Here is a 16,684-nt window from a genome sequence, read left to right as displayed (position 1 = left end):
CGCTTACCCGGCCTACGAATAACGCACCTGTAGGCCGGGTAAGGCGTAGCCGCCACCCGGCAAAACAGCATCAATTCTGCAACACCGACGACACCAGCAGCTGGGTATAAGGGTGATGCGGATCGTCGAGCACCCGGTCGGTTAAGCCACTCTCGACTACCTGGCCCTGCTTCATCACCAGCAGACGGTTCGCCAGCAGACGGGCGACGCCGAGATCGTGGGTAACAATCACCACCGCGAGATTCAGCTCCACCGCCAGGCCGCGCAGCAGATCAAGCAGCCGCGCCTGCACGGACACATCCAGCCCGCCGGTGGGTTCATCCATAAACACCAGCTTCGGCTGGGTAACCAGATTGCGGGCGATCTGCAGACGCTGCTGCATGCCGCCGGAAAAGGTAGTGGGCAGGTCGTCGATGCGTGAGGGCGGGATCTCCACCTCCTGCAGCCACTTTTCGGCGGTGGCGCGAATGTTGCCGTAGTGGCGGGCGCCGGTGGCCATCAGCCGTTCGCCGATGTTGCCCCCGGCGGAGACCTGGCGACGCAGGCCGTCCATCGGGTGCTGATGCACCACGCCCCATTCGGTACGTAGCAGGCGGCGGCGTTCGGCTTCGCTCATGGCATACAGCGAGCGCTGCTGGTACAGCACCTCGCCCTGCTGCGGCGTCAGGCGGGCAGAGATCGCCTTCAGCAGGGTGGTTTTACCGGAGCCGGATTCCCCGACGATGCCGAGAACTTCTCCCGGCCACAGTTCGAAGGAGACATCGCGAAAACCTTTGTCCGGGGCGTAGAGATGGGTCAGGTTATTCACAGCAAGTAATGGCTGGCTCATTTTTTCTGCCCCTCGCTCTGCTGGCGGCAATAGTCGGTATCGGAGCAGACAAACATCCGCTGGCCGCTGTCATCCAGTACCACTTCGTCGAGGTAGCTGTGGCGCGAGCCGCAGATGGCGCAGGGCTCATCCCACTCCTGCACGGTAAATGGATGGTCATCGAAATCGAGACTTTCCACCGGGGTATAGGGCGGCACCGCGTAGATCCGCTTTTCGCGCCCGGCGCCGAACAGCTGCAGCGCCGGCATCATGTGCATTTTCGGGTTATCGAATTTCGGGATCGGCGAAGGGTCCATCACGTAGCGGCCATTGACCTTCACCGGGTAGGCGTAGGTGGTGGCGATATGGCCGAAGCGGGCGATATCTTCATACAGTTTCACCTGCATGACGCCGTACTCTTCCAGCGCGTGCATGGTGCGGGTTTCGGTTTCGCGCGGCTCGATAAAGCGCAGCGGCTCCGGGATCGGCACTTGATAGATCAGGATCTGATCCTCCACCAGCGGCGTCTCCGGGATCCGGTGGCGGGTCTGGATCAGGGTGGCGTCTTCGGTACGCTCGGTGGTGGCGACACCGGTGACGCGCTTAAAGAACTGACGAATCGACACCGCGTTGGTGGTGTCATCCGCGCCCTGGTCAATCACCTTCAGCACGTCGTTCTCGCCGATGACGCTGGCGGTCAGCTGGATGCCGCCGGTGCCCCAGCCGTAGGGCATTGGCATTTCGCGACCGCCGAACGGCACCTGGTAGCCGGGAATGGCCACCGCTTTGAGGATCGCCCGGCGGATCATGCGCTTGGTTTGCTCGTCGAGATAAGCAAAGTTATAGCCAGTCAGTGGGTTAGCCACGTTCGTTCTCCCGTTGCAGGCGTTTCAACAGCGCCAGTTCGGCCTGGAAATCGACATAGTGCGGTAGTTTCAGATGCGAGACGAAGCCGGCCGCTTCGACGTTATCGGCATGGGCCAGCACAAACTCTTCATCCTGAGCCGGGCCAGCAATCTCTTCGTCATAGTCTGGCGCCTGCAGGGCGCGGTCGACGAGGGCCATGGCCATTGCTTTGCGCTCGCTCATGCCGAAGGTCAGACCGTAGCCGCGGGTGAAGTGCGGCGGCTCATCCTGCGGGGCGACGAAGCCGTTGACCATTTCGCATTCGGTGAGCAGCAGCTCGCCAATATTGACGCTAAAGCCCAGCTCTTCCGGCACGATTTCCACCTGCACGTAGCCGCTGCGGATCTCGCCGGCAAACGGATGGTTGCGGCCATAGCCGCGCTGGGTCGAATAGGCCAGCGCCAGCAGGTAACCTTCATCGCCGCGCATCAGCTGCTGCAGGCGCGAGGAACGCGAGCAGGGGTAGACCGGCGGGGTGCGGGTGATATCGTCGGGCGGCGTGCCGCGATCTTCCTCGGCCTTCGCCAGCCCCTGCTGCGTGAGCAGGCTAAAGACGTGCGGCGTCGGCTCTGCTTCGCCATCGGCTTTCTGCACAGACGGCGCTTCGCCGTTGGCCAGCAGGGTAAAATCGAGCAGGCGATGGGTGTAGTCGTAGGTGGGGCCCAGCAGCTGGCCGCCGGGAATGTCTTTGTACACTGCGGAGATGCGGCGTTCGAGGCGCATCTCCGCAGTGTTAATCGGTTCGCTGACCGCCAGCCGCGGCAGGGTGGTGCGGTAGGCGCGCAGCAGGAAGATCGCTTCGACGTTATCACCGCTGGCCTGCTTGAGCGCCAGCGCCGCCAGTTCGCGGTCGGCGATGCCGCCCTCGGTCATCACCCGGTCCACCGCCAGGTTGAGCTGGTCGCCTATCTGATCAACGCTCAGTTCGGGAAGCCGTCCATCGCCCCGCCGTTTCTGTTCCTGTAAGGCGTGAGCGGCGAGGATCGCCTTCTCGCCGCCCTTGACGGCTACATACATTTAGCAAACCTCCACGTGGGTGGTGCGCGGGATCGCCAGCAGGCGCTCGCCGCAGGTGAGGATCAGGTCGATGCCCAGCGGGAACGGATGCGGGCGTTCAGTTAATTCGTCGATGATGCAGTCCGGCAGCTGCGGCGCAATCATTCGCTCTTCGGCAATGCCTGCCCCGGTCAGGCGCAGCATGCGTCCGCCGCTGAGGCTGGCGAGCTGAACAATCAGCGTGACGCCGGTTTCCGGAGCGGTGACGGTGCCAGCGGAAAGGACGTTGAGCTGCTCGGCGCTGATGCCGTCATTGGCGACGGCAAAAACCGCCTGCTGCGGCTGGTCCACCAGCGGCGCGCCGGTATGAAAGCGTAGATTCTGTCCCACCAGATCGTTATGCAGAGCGCTGGCGAGCCAGACCGGCGTTTCATGATCGGCAAGGGTCAACAGCAGGCTGGTGGAGGCCACGTTCAATGGCTGCCAGCCGTGCTGAAGCTGCTGCAGGGAGACAATCACCCCCGGCTCGCTCATCGCTTTCAGCAGGCGACGAAAACTGTGTTGGGCATCCTGCACAGCCAGGGTAAAAGCGGGTTGTAAGGTCATGCGTTATCTCCGCGAACCAGGGTAAAGAAGTCGACCCGGCTGGCGTTGACTTCGGCGCGTCGGGCTTCAATGCGCGCGCTGCGTAGCGCTTCCAGCGGGGTTATCAGGGTTTCCATTAACGTATGAAAATGGCGAGGCGACTGCAGCAGGGCGTCGATGGCCGCGCAGCGTTCGGCATGCGGGCGGTCGCGGCCTAAGATCCAGCTGTAACCAAGCGTCCCGTCGGCCAGACGTACCGCCGCACGGGTGAGCGTGGCGTCGCCGGCAAAGAAACGGTCGCCGATGCCACCCATGCGGGCCTGGAGCTGTACCAGCCCGGTTTCCGGGGTGCGAATCAATTCATACGCCGGCGCCAGCTGCAGGGACTGCATGCGCGCCAGAAGATCTTGCGGTTCACTGTGAGCCAGCACGGACATCCAGCGCTGGCGGGTGGCGGTATCGAAGTGCATTCAGTGCTCCATGGTAAATTCAATCATGTCGGCGCGGGTCAGGCTGACGGAGTATTCGATGGGGGTCTGCTCGCCCTGGCGGCTGTTGAGGGTGCGTACGCAGAGCAGCGGCGCCATGTTGGGGATCTCCAGCAGCTTGCTCTCTTTCGCCTGCGCGCGGCGGGCGCTGATTTTGGTGCGTGCCCGGGTCAGTTTGACGTCGAGTTCATCGCGCAGCAGGTCGTGCAGCGATCCGTGGCTGAAGGTTTGCAATACCGGCCAGAAGCGCAGGTCGGCGAAGTAGTGGTCGATCAGGCACAAGGCGACGCCATTGACCCGGCGCAGGGTGCGCAGGTGGATGATGTTCTCGCCCTCATTGATGTCAAAGGCCTCGGCAACATGCGCGCTGGCGGGGCGCAGCACCGACAGCAGCTTTTCGCTGGTGGGATCGCTGCCCTGTTCCAGCAGGTTCTGGCTGAACCGCGCCTGAGCATTAAGCGGGTAATCGATCGGCCGCATCAGCACCAGCACGCCGACGCCCTGACGGCGCTGCACCCAGCCGCGTTCAACCAGCTGGTCGATAGCCCGGCGCAGGGTATGGCGGTTAACGTCAAAGCGCGTCGCCAGCTGCTGTTCGGCGGGCAGATAGTCGCCGCAGCGATAGTGGTGGCGCAGCTCCTGCTCAAGTCGGGCGGCGATTTCCTGATAGCGCGTGGGATAACTGGTCGGATGTCTGGACAGGTGCATAGTCATCAAGCCTCACACAGCATAGGCGAGGAGGTCCCTCGCGTTGTGGGCCGATCCTGACCGGTTTATGTTGCATTTCGGTTAAGTGATGATGACCAAAGGATGAAGAGTTGGTGCCAGACGGATGACAGGGCGGCCGGGCCGCCCTGGCGGGGTCAGCCTTGTTTGACCACGTTGATCATCCAGGGGACGCCAAAGCGGTCGACGACTTTGCCGAAGCCGTGGGCCCAGAACGTTTCCTGCCAGGCCATCTCAATGCGCCCGCCGACGGCCAGCGCGTCGAACCAGCGCTGGCCTTCAGCGACATCGCTGGGATCGAGGACGAGGGTGAAGCCGGCGTAATGCACATCGGGCCCGAAGGCGCTGTCGCTCAGCATCAGCTCGCCATTATTGATGCGCAGGCTGGCGTGGGCGATGGCATCATCTGCCATCTTCTGGCCAGACGGGCAGCCGTCTGACGCTTCTTGCGCCGGGGGCGGCATTTCGCCAAAGGTCATTTTAAACATCAGCTCCGCGCCCAGCGTCTGCTGATAGAAGGCGATTGCCTCGGCGCAGTTGCCTGCAAAGGCAAGGTAGGGACTTAAGGACATGGTGAATACCTCAGTGACCGTAACCCGTAAAGCGTAGTCGCCGGGGACGCTGTTGAGCCAGACGGCAGCGCGAAAATGTGTAGCGGCATAGCGGCGAAATGGTCATTGAAAATAGCAGGGACTGAGGCGGAAAATAACAGGTTGCACAGGGAGCGGGTGGGGCACGATGATATCGGGAGCGGCGACGGTGGTGCAGGAAAATAATGACGCCGCCCTCCCGGAAATAAATCAGTTCTTTTTGACGAATTCCGACTTGAGCTTCATCGGACCAAAACCGTCAATTTTGCAGTCAATATTGTGATCGCCTTCGACCAGACGGATATTCTTCACTTTGGTGCCGATTTTCAGCATCGAAGAGCTGCCTTTTACCTTCAGATCTTTCACGACGGTAACGCTATCGCCATCGGCCAGTAAATTGCCATTGGCATCTTTAACGATCAGAACGTCGCTCTCTTCTGTCGCCTCGGCAGGGTTCCACTCATGGGCACATTCCGGGCAGATGTACATGCCGTTATCTTCATAAGTGTAAGTCGAATCGCATTTTGGGCAGTGTGGCAGTTGCATGACGTTCCTCGTGATGTCGTCGGAAAACAGGACGTTGGTCCTCTAAACAGCGGCTGATAGCCGAAAGTGTGGCTGATTATAGCGCAATCACCCACTTTTGTCGGGTGTTTTTTTAGTAAAAATTACCCATCACACTATTCGGGTGAAAGCAGAATAACCGCCAAAATTATCCGCCAGAGGATAAGGGGGAGTGAGGAAATAATTTTTGCGAGCAGCCAGTAAAATGAACTTATTTATTTTCGGACACTCTGTAATAGGGCGGTAAATTTATGTGAAGTTGATCGCAGATATAAACGCTGTTAGGGTAAAAAAGGGGAGCAGGTCAATTTCATCAGGTATCACGATCGGCCGCTCTATTTATTCACCAGTAGCCAGAGCAGGCGTCAACAGGTTCGGTTGTACATTCTGTCAGCAGACAGTGCAGGCAAACCTGCTACGCTTGAAATGAGGAGCACAGCAATTCACCGCTCCTGACGCACGATACGAATGGCCTTGTCATTCGGCGATGATGCGTGTACTCAAGGCGGAGTAGCAGAGGAAAAATATGCTTAAAAGGAAAAAAATAAAGCCCATCACCCTTAAGGATGTGACCATCATCGATGATGGTAAACTGAAAAAGGCGATCACCGCGGCCTCCCTGGGTAACGCGATGGAGTGGTTCGATTTCGGCGTCTATGGCTTTGTGGCCTACGCCTTAGGTAAAGTCTTCTTCCCCGATGCCAACCCAAGCGTGCAGATGATTGCCGCACTGGGTACCTTCTCCGTTCCATTTTTAATTCGTCCGTTAGGCGGCCTGTTTTTCGGGATGTTGGGCGATAAATATGGTCGGCAGAAAATCCTCGCAATAACCATCGTGATCATGTCGATAAGTACTTTCTGTATCGGCCTGATTCCGTCGTATGCCACGATAGGCATCTGGGCGCCGATCCTGCTGCTGCTGTGTAAAATGGCGCAAGGCTTCTCGGTCGGCGGTGAATATACCGGGGCATCGATCTTCGTCGCGGAATATTCTCCTGACCGTAAACGCGGCTTTATGGGCAGCTGGCTGGACTTTGGCTCCATCGCCGGGTTTGTGATGGGGGCCGGCGTGGTGGTTCTCATCTCCAGCGTGGTGGGGGAACAGAACTTTCTCGACTGGGGTTGGCGTATCCCGTTCTTCCTGGCGCTGCCGTTAGGCATCATCGGTCTCTATCTGCGCCATGCGCTGGAAGAGACCCCGGCGTTCCAGCAGCATGTGGACACCATGGAGCAGGGCGACCGTGAAGGACTGCAGGACGGGCCGAAGGTCTCTTTTAAAGAGATTGCCACCAAGCACTGGCGTAGCCTGCTGACCTGTATTGGTCTGGTGATTTCCACCAACGTGACCTATTACATGCTGCTGACCTATATGCCGAGCTACCTGTCGCATAACCTGCACTACTCGGAAGATCATGGGGTGCTGATCATCATCGCCATCATGGTCGGGATGCTGTTTGTGCAGCCGGTTATCGGTATGCTCAGCGACCGCTTTGGCCGTCGTCCGTTCATCCTGATTGGTAGCGTGGCGCTGTTTGCCCTGGCGATCCCGGCCTTCATTATGATTAACAGCAACGTGATTGGCCTGATTTTCGCTGGTCTGCTGCTGCTGGCGGTCGTGCTGAACTGCTTTATCGGGGTGATGGCCTCCTCGTTGCCGGCGATGTTCCCGACGCACATCCGCTTCAGCGCCCTGGCCAGCGCCTTTAACATCTCGGTGCTGGTTGCTGGTCTGACGCCAACCCTGGCAGCGTGGCTGGTGGAAACCACTCAGAACCTGATGATGCCGGCGTACTACCTGATGGTCATCGCGGTGGTGGGGATGGCGACGGGTCTGTCGATGAAAGAGACGGCTAACCGCCCGCTGAAAGGGGCGACCCCGGCGGCGTCGGATATCCAGGAAGCGAAAGAAATCCTTGGCGAGCACTACGATAACATCGAACAAAAAATCGAAGATATCGATCAGGAGATCGCCGATCTGCAGGCAAAACGGTCGCGTCTGGTGCAGCAGCATCCGCGTATCAACGACTAACCGTTTTCACTGTTAATCATGCCGCCTGGGGAGACCCCGGCGGCATTTTTTATGCCTCCGGCAAGGCCAGCCCGTGACGTCGCTGCTGGCTAAGTTTACGGTACTGCTGCGGCGGCATGCCCACGTAGCGGGTAAAGGTGCTGTAGAAGCGGCTGCTTGAGCGAAAACCGGCGGTAAGGGCAATATCCAGGATGGTCTTGTCGGTATCGCTCAGCAGCGCCCGCACATGGTTGATCCGCATGGCGGTAATATACTGCTTCATGGTCTGCTGCATCACCCGCTGAAAGACCCCCATCGCGTAGTTCGGGTTAAGCTTCACGTGCTCGGCAACGGCATTGACGGTCAGCGCCTGGTCATAGTGGGCGGCGATAAACTCCAGCATCTGGCTGACATAAAACTGCGCGTGGCGCGAGACGCTATTCTTGTGGGTGCGCGAGGTTTTGTTGACCAGAATCGGCTGCCAGCCGGAGAGGCTCAGCCGCTTGAGCATCAGGGCGATTTCATCGATCGCCAGCTGGCGAATCTGTTCATTGTCGTGGTTCAGCTCCTGCTGCCAGCGGCGCACTTCAAAGGCGCTTAACTGCTGCGCGGCGAGGGACTTAATTACCATTCCATGGGTGACGTGGTTGATAAGCTCCCTGTCCAACGGCCACGACAGAAACAGATGCATCGGCAGGTTGAATATCGCCATCTGCTGGCAATCGCCGGGGCGGGTCAGCTGATGCGGCGTACAGGCCCAGAACAGGGTGATATAGCCTTTCTCAATGCGCACCACTTCGTTATTAATCAAATACTCCACGTCGCCATCGAACGGCACGTTGACCTCCACCTGGCCGTGCCAGTGGCTGGTGGGCATGGCGTGCGGCGGGCGCAGTTCGATATCCATACGCTGATACTCGGAGTAGAGCGCCAGCGGGCTGCGGCTCTGCTTTTCGTCGCTGCTGCACATAAAGGGATCGGGGGGCAGGGAAGTAAAGCGGTGTTCCATGATTAACCTATTCCTGGATTGTCAGAGTGGCTGCATTTTTCGCCAGAACTGACTACAGCTTAGCGGAATAACCGGCCCGTTTTCTCTCCTTTTAAGTCGATCTATTGCCAAAAACTCAGATTTTGTGGCGCTTAATGGCCGATCTGAGTTTACGGGAATGCTCCGGCGGGAACAGGGCAGCGTAACGCTGAACGACGTGCCACTCTGCAAGTGTTCAATGACCTGATGGAGAGTGCGTGATGACCGCCCCAAAAATTACTTTTATCGGCGCCGGTTCGACGGTGTTCGTCAAAAATATTCTCGGTGATGTTTTCCAGCGCCCGGCGCTGAAATCGGCGCATATCGCGCTGATGGATATCGATGAAACCCGGCTGGAAGAGTCGCATATCGTGGTGCGCAAGCTGATGGATTCGGTGGGCGCGAACGGCGAAATCAGCTGCCATCGCGATCGTAAAACCGCCCTGCAGGGTGCCGATTTCGTTGTGGTCGCTTTCCAGATTGGCGGCTATGAGCCCTGTACGGTCACCGATTTTACCGTCTGCAAGCGCCACGGCCTGGAGCAGACCATTGCCGATACGCTGGGGCCGGGAGGCATTATGCGCGCGCTGCGCACCATCCCGCACCTGTGGGCTATCTGCGACGATATGACCGAGGTCTGCCCGGACGCCACCCTGCTTAACTACGTCAACCCGATGGCGATGAATACCTGGGCCATGTACGCCCGCTATCCGCATATCAAGCAGGTTGGCCTCTGCCATTCGGTACAGGGGACGGCGGAAGAGCTGGCGCGCGACCTCGATCTCGATCCGGCGGATTTACGCTACCGCTGCGCGGGAATCAACCATATGGCGTTCTATCTGTCGCTGGAGAAAAAGCTCGCGGATGGCAGCTACGTCAGTCTCTATCCCGACCTGCTGCAGGCCTACGCCGAGGGCCGGGCGCCGAAGCCTAACCTGCACGGCAACCCGCGTTGCGAAAACATCGTCCGCTACGAAATGTTCAAAAAGCTGGGCTACTTTGTCACCGAATCGTCGGAGCATTTCGCGGAATATACGCCATGGTTTATCAAGCCGGGCCGCGATGACCTTATTGCTCGCTATAAAGTGCCGCTGGATGAATACCCTAAACGCTGCGTCGAGCAGCTGGCCAACTGGCATCAGGAGCTGGAGAGCTATCAGCGCGGCGAGCGCATAGAGGTGAAACCATCCCGCGAGTATGCCAGCACCATCATGAACGCCATCTGGACCGGCGAGCCAAGCGTGGTGTACGGCAATGTGCGCAACGATAATCTCATCGACAACCTGCCGCAGGGTTGCTGCGTGGAAGTGGCTTGCCTGGTGGACGCCAACGGTATTCAGCCGACCAAAGTGGGCGCGCTGCCGGCGCATCTGGCGGCGCTGATGCAGACCAACATCAACGTACAAACGCTGCTGACGCAGGCGATCCTCAACGAAGACCGGGATTACGTCTATTACGCCACGATGATGGATCCGCACACCGCCGCGGTGCTGGGGATCGAAGAGATCTACGCGCTGGTGGACGATCTGATCGCCAGCCACGGCGACTGGCTGCCGGCCTGGCTGCACCGTTAATCCTCTCATGCCGCCGGGGGCAACGAACCCGGCGGTGCCTGTCACGCTCTATCAAACGCTGAAGGAGGCGCTGGCGACAGCGACCTGTACCCTATGAGTATTTCAATGACAACAAAGCTCAGCTACGGATTTGGTGCCTTTGGTAAAGATTTCGCTATCGGTATCGTCTACATGTATCTGATGTATTACTACACCGATATTGTTGGCCTGTCGGTTGGGGTAGTCGGCACCTTGTTCCTGGTGGCAAGGATCCTCGATGCGATAGCCGATCCGATCATGGGATGGATCGTCAACTGCACGCGATCGCGATGGGGGAAGTTCAAACCGTGGATCCTGATCGGCACGATAACCAACTCGGTGGTGCTGTATATGCTGTTCAGCGCCCATCACTTCAGCGGCGGGGCCCTACTGGCGTGGGTGTGGCTGACCTATCTGCTGTGGGGCTTCACCTATACCATCATGGATGTGCCGTTCTGGTCGCTGGTGCCGACCATTACCCTCGATAAACGTGAACGTGAACAACTGGTGCCTTACCCGCGCTTTTTCGCCAGCCTTGCTGGGTTTGTGACGGCCGGCGTCACGCTGCCGTTTGTCAGCGCCGTGGGCGGCGCCGACCGCGGTTTCGGTTTCCAGATGTTTACCCTGGTGCTGATTGCCTTCTTTGTGATTTCCACCCTGGTCACCCTGCGTAACGTGCATGAGGTTTACTCCTCGGATAGCGGCGTGAGCGAGGATTCCAGCCATCTTTCACTGCGCCAGATGGTGGCGCTCATCTATAAAAACGATCAGCTGGCCTGCCTGTTAGGCATGGCGCTGGCCTATAACACGGCGGCGAACATTATCGCTGGCTTTGCCATTTATTACTTTACCTACGTGATTGGCAGCGCGGAGATGTTCCCGTACTACATGTCCTACGCGGGGGCGGCGAATTTGCTGACGCTGATCCTGTTCCCACGACTGGTGAAAGGGCTGTCGCGGCGCATTCTGTGGGCGGGTGCTTCGATCATGCCCGTGCTGGGCTGCGGCGTGCTGTTGCTGATGGCGCTGAGCGGCGTTTACAACATCGCGCTGATTTCGCTGGCCGGGGTGCTGTTGAATATCGGCACCGCGCTGTTCTGGGTGCTGCAGGTTATTATGGTGGCCGATACCGTCGACTACGGCGAATATACGATGAATATCCGCTGCGAAAGCATCGCCTACTCGGTACAGACGCTGGTGGTGAAAGCGGGCTCGGCGTTTGCGGCCTGGTTTATTGCCATCGTGCTCGGTATCATCGGCTACGTGCCGAATGTTGTGCAGTCATCTCACACGCTGCTGGGGATGCAGGCGATTATGATTGCGCTGCCGACGCTCTTTTTCGCCCTGACGCTGTTTCTCTATTTCCGTTATTACAAACTGAATGGCGATATGTTGCGCCGTATTCAGATTCACCTGCTGGATAAATATCGCCGGGTACCGGAAAATGTCGTCGAGCCGGAACGGCCGATTGTGGTACCCAACCAGGTGTAAAAAGCGTGCGAAAACCGCTGAGGAAAGAGGGGAGGGATGCTCTCTTTTTGTACAAGAACAGTGTCTGAAACAGACAGAAAGAGAGAAACTGTATTTCTCTATTTTGTCTCAGTTATTTCTCTTTCAGGGCGCATTGAATTGTTCGTTTCTCCATTTTTTCTCAAATAAAACTCGGAATTGTCTCTTTTTCGTGCACTTGCGCGGCTTTTTAACTCTTGCTACTCTTTTGGGGTCTTACATTTTTCTCTTATTTGTCTCAGTGATGGAGCAATGCGATGCGCATTTTTATCGATGATGGTTCAACCAATATCAAAATGCTGTGGGAGCAAGATGGCGAAACTTTCACCCATATCAGCCCCAACAGTTTCAAACGCGGCTGGTCTGCCACCTTCGGTTCCGGGAAGCCTTTTAACTACACCGTGGATGATGAAAAGTACTCATTCGACCTGATCACTCCCGATGCGCTCCCCACCAATAACATTGACTGGCAATATAGCCCGTTGAACTCCATCGCTGTCCATCACGCGCTGCTGACCAGCGGTCTTGAGCCGCAGGATGTCGAGATTGTGGTCACCCTGCCGCTGACCGAATTTTACGACGAAGATGCGCAATATCGCCTCGACAATATTGAGCGCAAGAAAAAGAGCCTGCTGCGCGACGTTAAACTGAACAAAGGCGTGGTGTTCAATATCACGAAAGTTACCGTGCGTCCGGAATCCATTCCGGCGGGGATCAGCCTGTGCGATGAACTGAAACCGTCGCATTCGGTGCTGATTATCGACCTTGGCGGCACCACGCTGGATATTTCAATGGTCGCCGGGCAGATGACCTCGGTTTCGCGCATTTACGGCGATCCGAAGCTGGGTGTATCGCTGGTGACCGATGCCGTTAAGCTGGCGCTGGCCCGGGCGAATACCGACACTTCCAGCTATAACGTTGACCAGATAATCATCAACCGCCACGACGAAGAATACCTGACCGACAACATCAACGATCCGGATGCGGTTTCTGAGGTGAAGAAGGTGATCAATAACAGCATTGAACGTCTGACCACCCGCGTCCTGACGGCGATTGATAGCTTTAAAGGCTATTCGCACGCCATCGTGATTGGCGGCGGCGCGCCGCTGGTGGCCGATGCGATTCGTGAACGTATGGGGCTGCGCGAGGACCGTTTCGTGGTGGCTGAAGAGCCGCAGTTTGCCCTGGTGCGTGGTCTGAAAATTATTGGCTAAGGAGCGTCTATGACTCTGGATCGCAGAAAAGTGCTGATTTACCTGCGCCCGGATATCAGCGCCAGCGAGCGCTTCGCGGACGCAAAAATTGAGGCCCACCACCGTGGCGACCGCGGCGATATGTCGCGTACGGCGCTGCTGGCGGGGCTGGCGTTAGGGGAAGTTGATAGCCGCTTGCCGTCGATGCTGGCGGCGCTGCTGGCGGAAGATACTAAACCGGAAACGCTGCGTAAGATGCTGGCTTCGTTCCTTGAGATCCAGCCGGCCTCTTCCGCCCCGGCATCCGCGCCAGCGGCGGCTCCAGCTAAGGCGCCGGAGCCGCCCGCGCCGGTCAGCGAGAGCGTCTCCGCGCGTAATCTCGCCGGTTCGTTACCGGATTAAGCGCTATTCCCGGTTTGCGCTATCCGGGAAACTCCCCGGCTTGCGCTGCGCTTAGCCGGGCTACTGTTTGCACTGTCCGGTAGCCCGGGTAAGGCGGAACGCCGCGACCCGGGAAATTCCCCGGCTTGCGCTGTGCTTAGTTTGTCGGCTGGATAAGGCGTAGCCGCCATCCGGCACGAAGGCGGAACGCTGCCACCCGGGATGTCGCCCCTATCCGTGGGCGAGGAAGCGGGCCAGGCGCTGCTGCAGCAGGCGATTTTCGCGGGTCAGCCGCGCGTTCTCATCCAGCAGGGTCAGCGCCACCGCGATCCCCGGCCAGTCCAGCTCCAGCTCGTTACGCAGGCGCACCGCGCGATGGACAATCGTCACCGCGCTGTCGTCGAATAGCCAGGTTTCCGCCTGCGGCTGGTGCGGTTCAATCATCCCCAAGCCGACGATCTCCGTCAGCTCCTCTTCCGATACCCCGGTACGCAGGCACAATTCGGTAATGGTAAACGTCACTGTTACTGTAGCCATCAGGCTTTCCCCCATGTCTTACGCGGATCGAAGCTGGCTTCGGCGGCGGCCAATTGTTGCCAGAGCTCACGCGCTTTTTCATCTGGTTTTGGCGGCATGACAACTTTGATGACGGCGAACAAATCGCCAGTGTGGGTTTTGCTCACCAGCCCTTTGCCCTTGATACGCAGTCGCTGCCCTGCCTGACTGCCCGGCGGCACCGTCAGCAGAATGCTCTCTTTCAGGGTGGGCACCGTGACTTTCGCACCCAGCGCGGCCTCCCATGGCGCCAGCGGCAGGACGATCTCCAGGTTATGGCCGACAATATCGAATAGCGGATGCGGAGCGATGTGGATAACCAGCCACAGATCGCCGTTCGGGCCGCCGTTTTCGCCCGGCGTTCCCTGGCCTTTCAGACGGATACGCTGACCATCGACTACCCCGGCGGGGATCTTCACATTCAGCATTTTCGGCGTTTCACTTTCGATCATGCCAAACACGTTGTACACCGGCAGGTTATAGCTGATGGTGCGGGTCTGCTCGGCCAGCGTCTCTTCAAGGAACACCGCCACTTCGATCTCCAGATCGTGGCCGCGTGCGGCATGCTGACGGCGACGCTGATGCGCCTGCTGGCCAAACATGGAGGAGAATATGTCGTCGAAATCTTGCTGGCTGTAGCTCTGCTCGTGTGTCTGCTGCTGGCGACCGAAGCCGGGATCGTTGCGATGCTGCCAGAGCTGATCGTATTCGGCGCGCCGCTGCTCATCTTTCAGGACTTCCCAGGCTTCGGCGAGATCCTTGAATTTGGCTTCGGCATCGCTTTCTTTACTGACGTCGGGGTGATATTTGCGCGCCAGGCGGCGGTAGGCGGTCTTGATAGTTTTCAGATCGTCGGTTGGTTGCACCCCGAGAATGGCATAATAATCCTTCAATTCCATGATTTTATCTCATCTATGCTCAGTGCGGTGGTTACATATTCCCTGGAACAGGCGTCAGTATAAAGCGTAGGGCAAATGCGCCCTGAAGGGGAAGAAAAGTGGCGGAAACTTGACGCCGTCGGGGTCGGCGGCGTCGTGGGCGAGGCTACTCTTTCGCCTGCGGCCGTGGGCGGCGGCGCCATCCTTCAAACAGCACCAGCAGCGCGCCGACGGCGCCAGCCACGCGCGCGGTGCCGTCCCCGGCGGCGGGAAACAGTTGCTGAATGGTGGGATCGCTGACCAGCATTGAGCCGGCAATCCAGCCGATGAGCATTCCGCCCAACAGCACCACGGCGGGAAAGCGGGTGAGCAGGACCAGGACCAGTTTACTGCCCGCGACGATAATCGGAATGCTGATCGCCACGCCGAGGGCGACCAGCGCAATGTGCCCTTTCCCCGCCGCAGCGACCGCCAACACATTATCCAGCGACATGATCACATCGGCGACGGTGATGGTGATCGCGGTGCGCCACAGGCTCGCGGAGCTGCCGACCTCGCTCTCTTCTTCCTCATTACTCACCAGCTTCATACCAATCCACAGCAGGAGCAACGCGCCGACTATTTTCAGCCACGGCAGCGACAGGAGATACAGGGCGAGCGCCAGCAGCAGCACGCGCGCCAGGATCGCCCCCACGGTACCGATGATGATCGCTTTGGTGCGCTTTTGTGGCGGCAGTTTGCGGCAAGCCATGGCTATCACCACGGCGTTATCGCCGCCCAGCAGTAAATCGATGGCGACAATCTGCAGCATAATCACCGCCATGTCCCATTGTTGGAGTAACGCATTCATTTCGAGAGAAACCACCTGAAAAAAGAGCAAGAAAAACCGCTGCGCAGGGTACTCCGCCTGGGGCGCATTGACCACTGACGCAGACCCACGCCGTCGCGCGGGAAAAGCGTGCCTGAAAAATAAAGTTACGAATCAACGCGCCGTTGGGCAAGGCTTCGGCGAAAAAGGGTGATATTTTGTCACCCAGGCTCACCTGCCGTTCACTTATCGCAAGGATCCCCACTATGTCTGGCCACAAGAAATACCTCTCTGTCGCCCTGCTGAGCGCTGTCTTACTGCCGGCGATGGCCTCTGCCGCTGACTCGCCGGCGACTTTCACCCCGGAACAGGAGGCGAAAATCGGCAAAATCGCCGCCGACTACCTGGTCGCCCACCCGGAAGTCCTCCTGCAGGCGAGCCAGAAATTGCAGCAAATACAGGCTGAACAGCAGGCCAGCGCGGCCACTCAGGCAGTGCTGAAAAACGCGGATGTATTGACCCAGGATAAAAATACCCCGACCTACGGCCCGGCCAACGGCAAAGTCACGGTGATCGAATTCTTCGACTACCAGTGCGTGTACTGCAGCCGTCTGGCGCCGGTGATGGAGCAGGTGATTAAAGCGCACCCGCAGACCCGTTTCGCCTTTAAAGAGTGGCCGATTTTCGGCGGCCGCTGGGAAAGCTCGCTGGAGGCGGCAAAAACCGGCCTGCAGATCTATCAGCAGAAAGGGGCGGATGCCTATCTGGCCTACCATAACGGGATTTACGCTACCGGCCATAACGAAGGTAAGCTGACGACGGCGGATATCCAGCAGCAGGCGAAGAAAGCCGGCTTTGATGCGAAGAAGGTCACCGACGTCGAACCGGTGCTGCAGAGCATTAACGATCTGGCGCAGGAGATTGGTCTGAGCGGCACGCCGGGCGTGATCGTGATGCCGACCACCGGCGCCACGGAAGCCAGCATCACCGTCTTCCCGGGGTTGGCGGATCAGGCCTCGCTGGAAGCCGCCATCAAAAAAGCCGGCGGCTGATCCACGGCGTCGTAACCC

At 58.5% G+C, this 16,684-nt stretch carries 18 protein-coding genes and 2 pseudogenes; 8 read left to right on the top strand and 12 right to left on the bottom strand.

What is annotated here, in order from left to right:
- Positions 1–70: 70 nt before the first annotated feature.
- From phnK to DTA24_RS26070, 8 genes are all read right to left on the bottom strand, one after another.
- Complete coding sequence (phnK, locus tag DTA24_RS26105) at positions 71–829, bottom strand: phosphonate C-P lyase system protein PhnK (protein ID WP_012543148.1); 759 nt, start codon at positions 827–829, stop codon at positions 71–73.
- Positions 826–1,674: an alpha-D-ribose 1-methylphosphonate 5-phosphate C-P-lyase PhnJ gene (locus DTA24_RS26100; protein ID WP_002885202.1), complete on the bottom strand. Its 849-nt coding sequence runs from the start codon at positions 1,672–1,674 to the stop codon at positions 826–828. Before DTA24_RS26100 ends, phnK begins: the two co-directional genes overlap by 4 nt.
- Positions 1,667–2,731: a carbon-phosphorus lyase complex subunit PhnI gene (locus tag DTA24_RS26095; protein ID WP_072125546.1), complete on the bottom strand. Its 1,065-nt coding sequence runs from the start codon at positions 2,729–2,731 to the stop codon at positions 1,667–1,669. The genes DTA24_RS26100 and DTA24_RS26095 overlap by 8 nt, the downstream gene beginning before the upstream one ends.
- Positions 2,732–3,316: a phosphonate C-P lyase system protein PhnH gene (gene phnH, locus DTA24_RS26090; protein ID WP_008807244.1), complete on the bottom strand. Its 585-nt coding sequence runs from the start codon at positions 3,314–3,316 to the stop codon at positions 2,732–2,734.
- A complete protein-coding gene (gene phnG, locus DTA24_RS26085; RefSeq protein ID WP_008807243.1) occupies positions 3,313–3,765 on the bottom strand; it encodes a phosphonate C-P lyase system protein PhnG in 453 nt (150 codons plus the stop codon). The genes phnH and phnG overlap by 4 nt, the downstream gene beginning before the upstream one ends.
- Positions 3,766–4,491, bottom strand: a complete 726-nt coding sequence (gene phnF / locus DTA24_RS26080) for a phosphonate metabolism transcriptional regulator PhnF (protein WP_032701139.1) — start codon at positions 4,489–4,491, stop codon at positions 3,766–3,768. It abuts the gene before it with no gap.
- A 155-nt stretch (positions 4,492–4,646) separates the two neighbouring features.
- Positions 4,647–5,081, bottom strand: coding sequence for a VOC family metalloprotein YjdN (yjdN, locus tag DTA24_RS26075; RefSeq protein WP_002885221.1), 435 nt, complete (start codon positions 5,079–5,081; stop codon positions 4,647–4,649).
- A gap of 228 nt (positions 5,082–5,309) precedes the next feature.
- The gene (locus tag DTA24_RS26070; protein WP_008807241.1) at positions 5,310–5,645 is read right to left on the bottom strand and encodes a zinc ribbon domain-containing protein YjdM; all 336 of its coding nucleotides are present in this window, start codon (positions 5,643–5,645) and stop codon (positions 5,310–5,312) included.
- A gap of 544 nt (positions 5,646–6,189) precedes the next feature.
- Between DTA24_RS26070 and proP the strand changes: the two genes are divergently transcribed.
- Positions 6,190–7,692, top strand: a complete 1,503-nt coding sequence (gene proP / locus DTA24_RS26060; RefSeq protein WP_008807240.1) for a glycine betaine/L-proline transporter ProP — start codon at positions 6,190–6,192, stop codon at positions 7,690–7,692.
- A 49-nt stretch (positions 7,693–7,741) separates the two neighbouring features.
- Here the strand turns inward: proP and melR are convergent, their stop codons facing one another.
- The gene (gene melR / locus DTA24_RS26055) at positions 7,742–8,680 is read right to left on the bottom strand and encodes a transcriptional regulator MelR (protein ID WP_008807239.1); all 939 of its coding nucleotides are present in this window, start codon (positions 8,678–8,680) and stop codon (positions 7,742–7,744) included.
- A 239-nt stretch (positions 8,681–8,919) separates the two neighbouring features.
- Between melR and DTA24_RS26050 the strand changes: the two genes are divergently transcribed.
- The 5 genes and pseudogenes from DTA24_RS26050 to DTA24_RS26035 all read left to right on the top strand — a co-directional run bounded on the left by DTA24_RS26050 (position 8,920) and on the right by DTA24_RS26035 (position 13,394).
- On the top strand, positions 8,920–10,272 hold the full coding sequence (locus DTA24_RS26050; protein WP_012969136.1) for an alpha-glucosidase/alpha-galactosidase: 1,353 nt from the start codon (positions 8,920–8,922) through the stop codon (positions 10,270–10,272).
- A gap of 93 nt (positions 10,273–10,365) precedes the next feature.
- Positions 10,366–11,781: a melibiose:sodium transporter MelB gene (melB, locus tag DTA24_RS26045; RefSeq protein WP_008807237.1), complete on the top strand. Its 1,416-nt coding sequence runs from the start codon at positions 10,366–10,368 to the stop codon at positions 11,779–11,781.
- A 5-nt stretch (positions 11,782–11,786) separates the two neighbouring features.
- Positions 11,787–11,918 (top strand): annotated as a pseudogene (locus DTA24_RS29135) (hypothetical protein).
- A 138-nt stretch (positions 11,919–12,056) separates the two neighbouring features.
- On the top strand, positions 12,057–13,013 hold the full coding sequence (gene parM, locus DTA24_RS26040) for a plasmid segregation protein ParM domain-containing protein (RefSeq protein ID WP_004146678.1): 957 nt from the start codon (positions 12,057–12,059) through the stop codon (positions 13,011–13,013).
- A 9-nt stretch (positions 13,014–13,022) separates the two neighbouring features.
- The gene (locus DTA24_RS26035) at positions 13,023–13,394 is read left to right on the top strand and encodes a plasmid partitioning/stability family protein (protein ID WP_016160127.1); all 372 of its coding nucleotides are present in this window, start codon (positions 13,023–13,025) and stop codon (positions 13,392–13,394) included.
- Between the two features lie 210 nt (positions 13,395–13,604).
- Here the strand turns inward: DTA24_RS26035 and cbpM are convergent, their stop codons facing one another.
- Together cbpM and cbpA are read right to left on the bottom strand one after the other, a co-directional pair.
- Complete coding sequence (gene cbpM / locus DTA24_RS26030) at positions 13,605–13,910, bottom strand: chaperone modulator CbpM (RefSeq protein WP_012543142.1); 306 nt, start codon at positions 13,908–13,910, stop codon at positions 13,605–13,607.
- Positions 13,910–14,827: a curved DNA-binding protein gene (gene cbpA / locus DTA24_RS26025; protein WP_123837134.1), complete on the bottom strand. Its 918-nt coding sequence runs from the start codon at positions 14,825–14,827 to the stop codon at positions 13,910–13,912. Before cbpA ends, cbpM begins: the two co-directional genes overlap by 1 nt.
- A gap of 75 nt (positions 14,828–14,902) precedes the next feature.
- Here cbpA and DTA24_RS28560 point away from each other — a divergent pair.
- Positions 14,903–15,010, top strand: a pseudogene (locus DTA24_RS28560) (hypothetical protein); the annotation flags it as partial.
- On the opposite strand, the gene DTA24_RS26020 reads toward DTA24_RS28560, so the two are convergent.
- Positions 14,973–15,656, bottom strand: a complete 684-nt coding sequence (locus DTA24_RS26020; protein ID WP_008807233.1) for a TerC family protein — start codon at positions 15,654–15,656, stop codon at positions 14,973–14,975. The pseudogene DTA24_RS28560 and the gene DTA24_RS26020 overlap by 38 nt on opposite strands.
- 224 nt (positions 15,657–15,880) lie before the next feature.
- On the opposite strand from DTA24_RS26020, the gene DTA24_RS26010 reads away from it, so the two are divergent.
- Entirely contained in the window at positions 15,881–16,666 is a 786-nt protein-coding gene (locus tag DTA24_RS26010) for a DsbA family protein (protein WP_123837133.1), read from the top strand.
- Positions 16,667–16,684: the final 18 nt, after the last annotated feature.

The organism is Klebsiella sp. P1CD1, assembly GCF_003790505.1.
GTDB lineage: Bacteria > Pseudomonadota > Gammaproteobacteria > Enterobacterales > Enterobacteriaceae > Klebsiella > Klebsiella variicola.
This window is presented reverse-complemented; position numbering and strand designations above follow the sequence as displayed.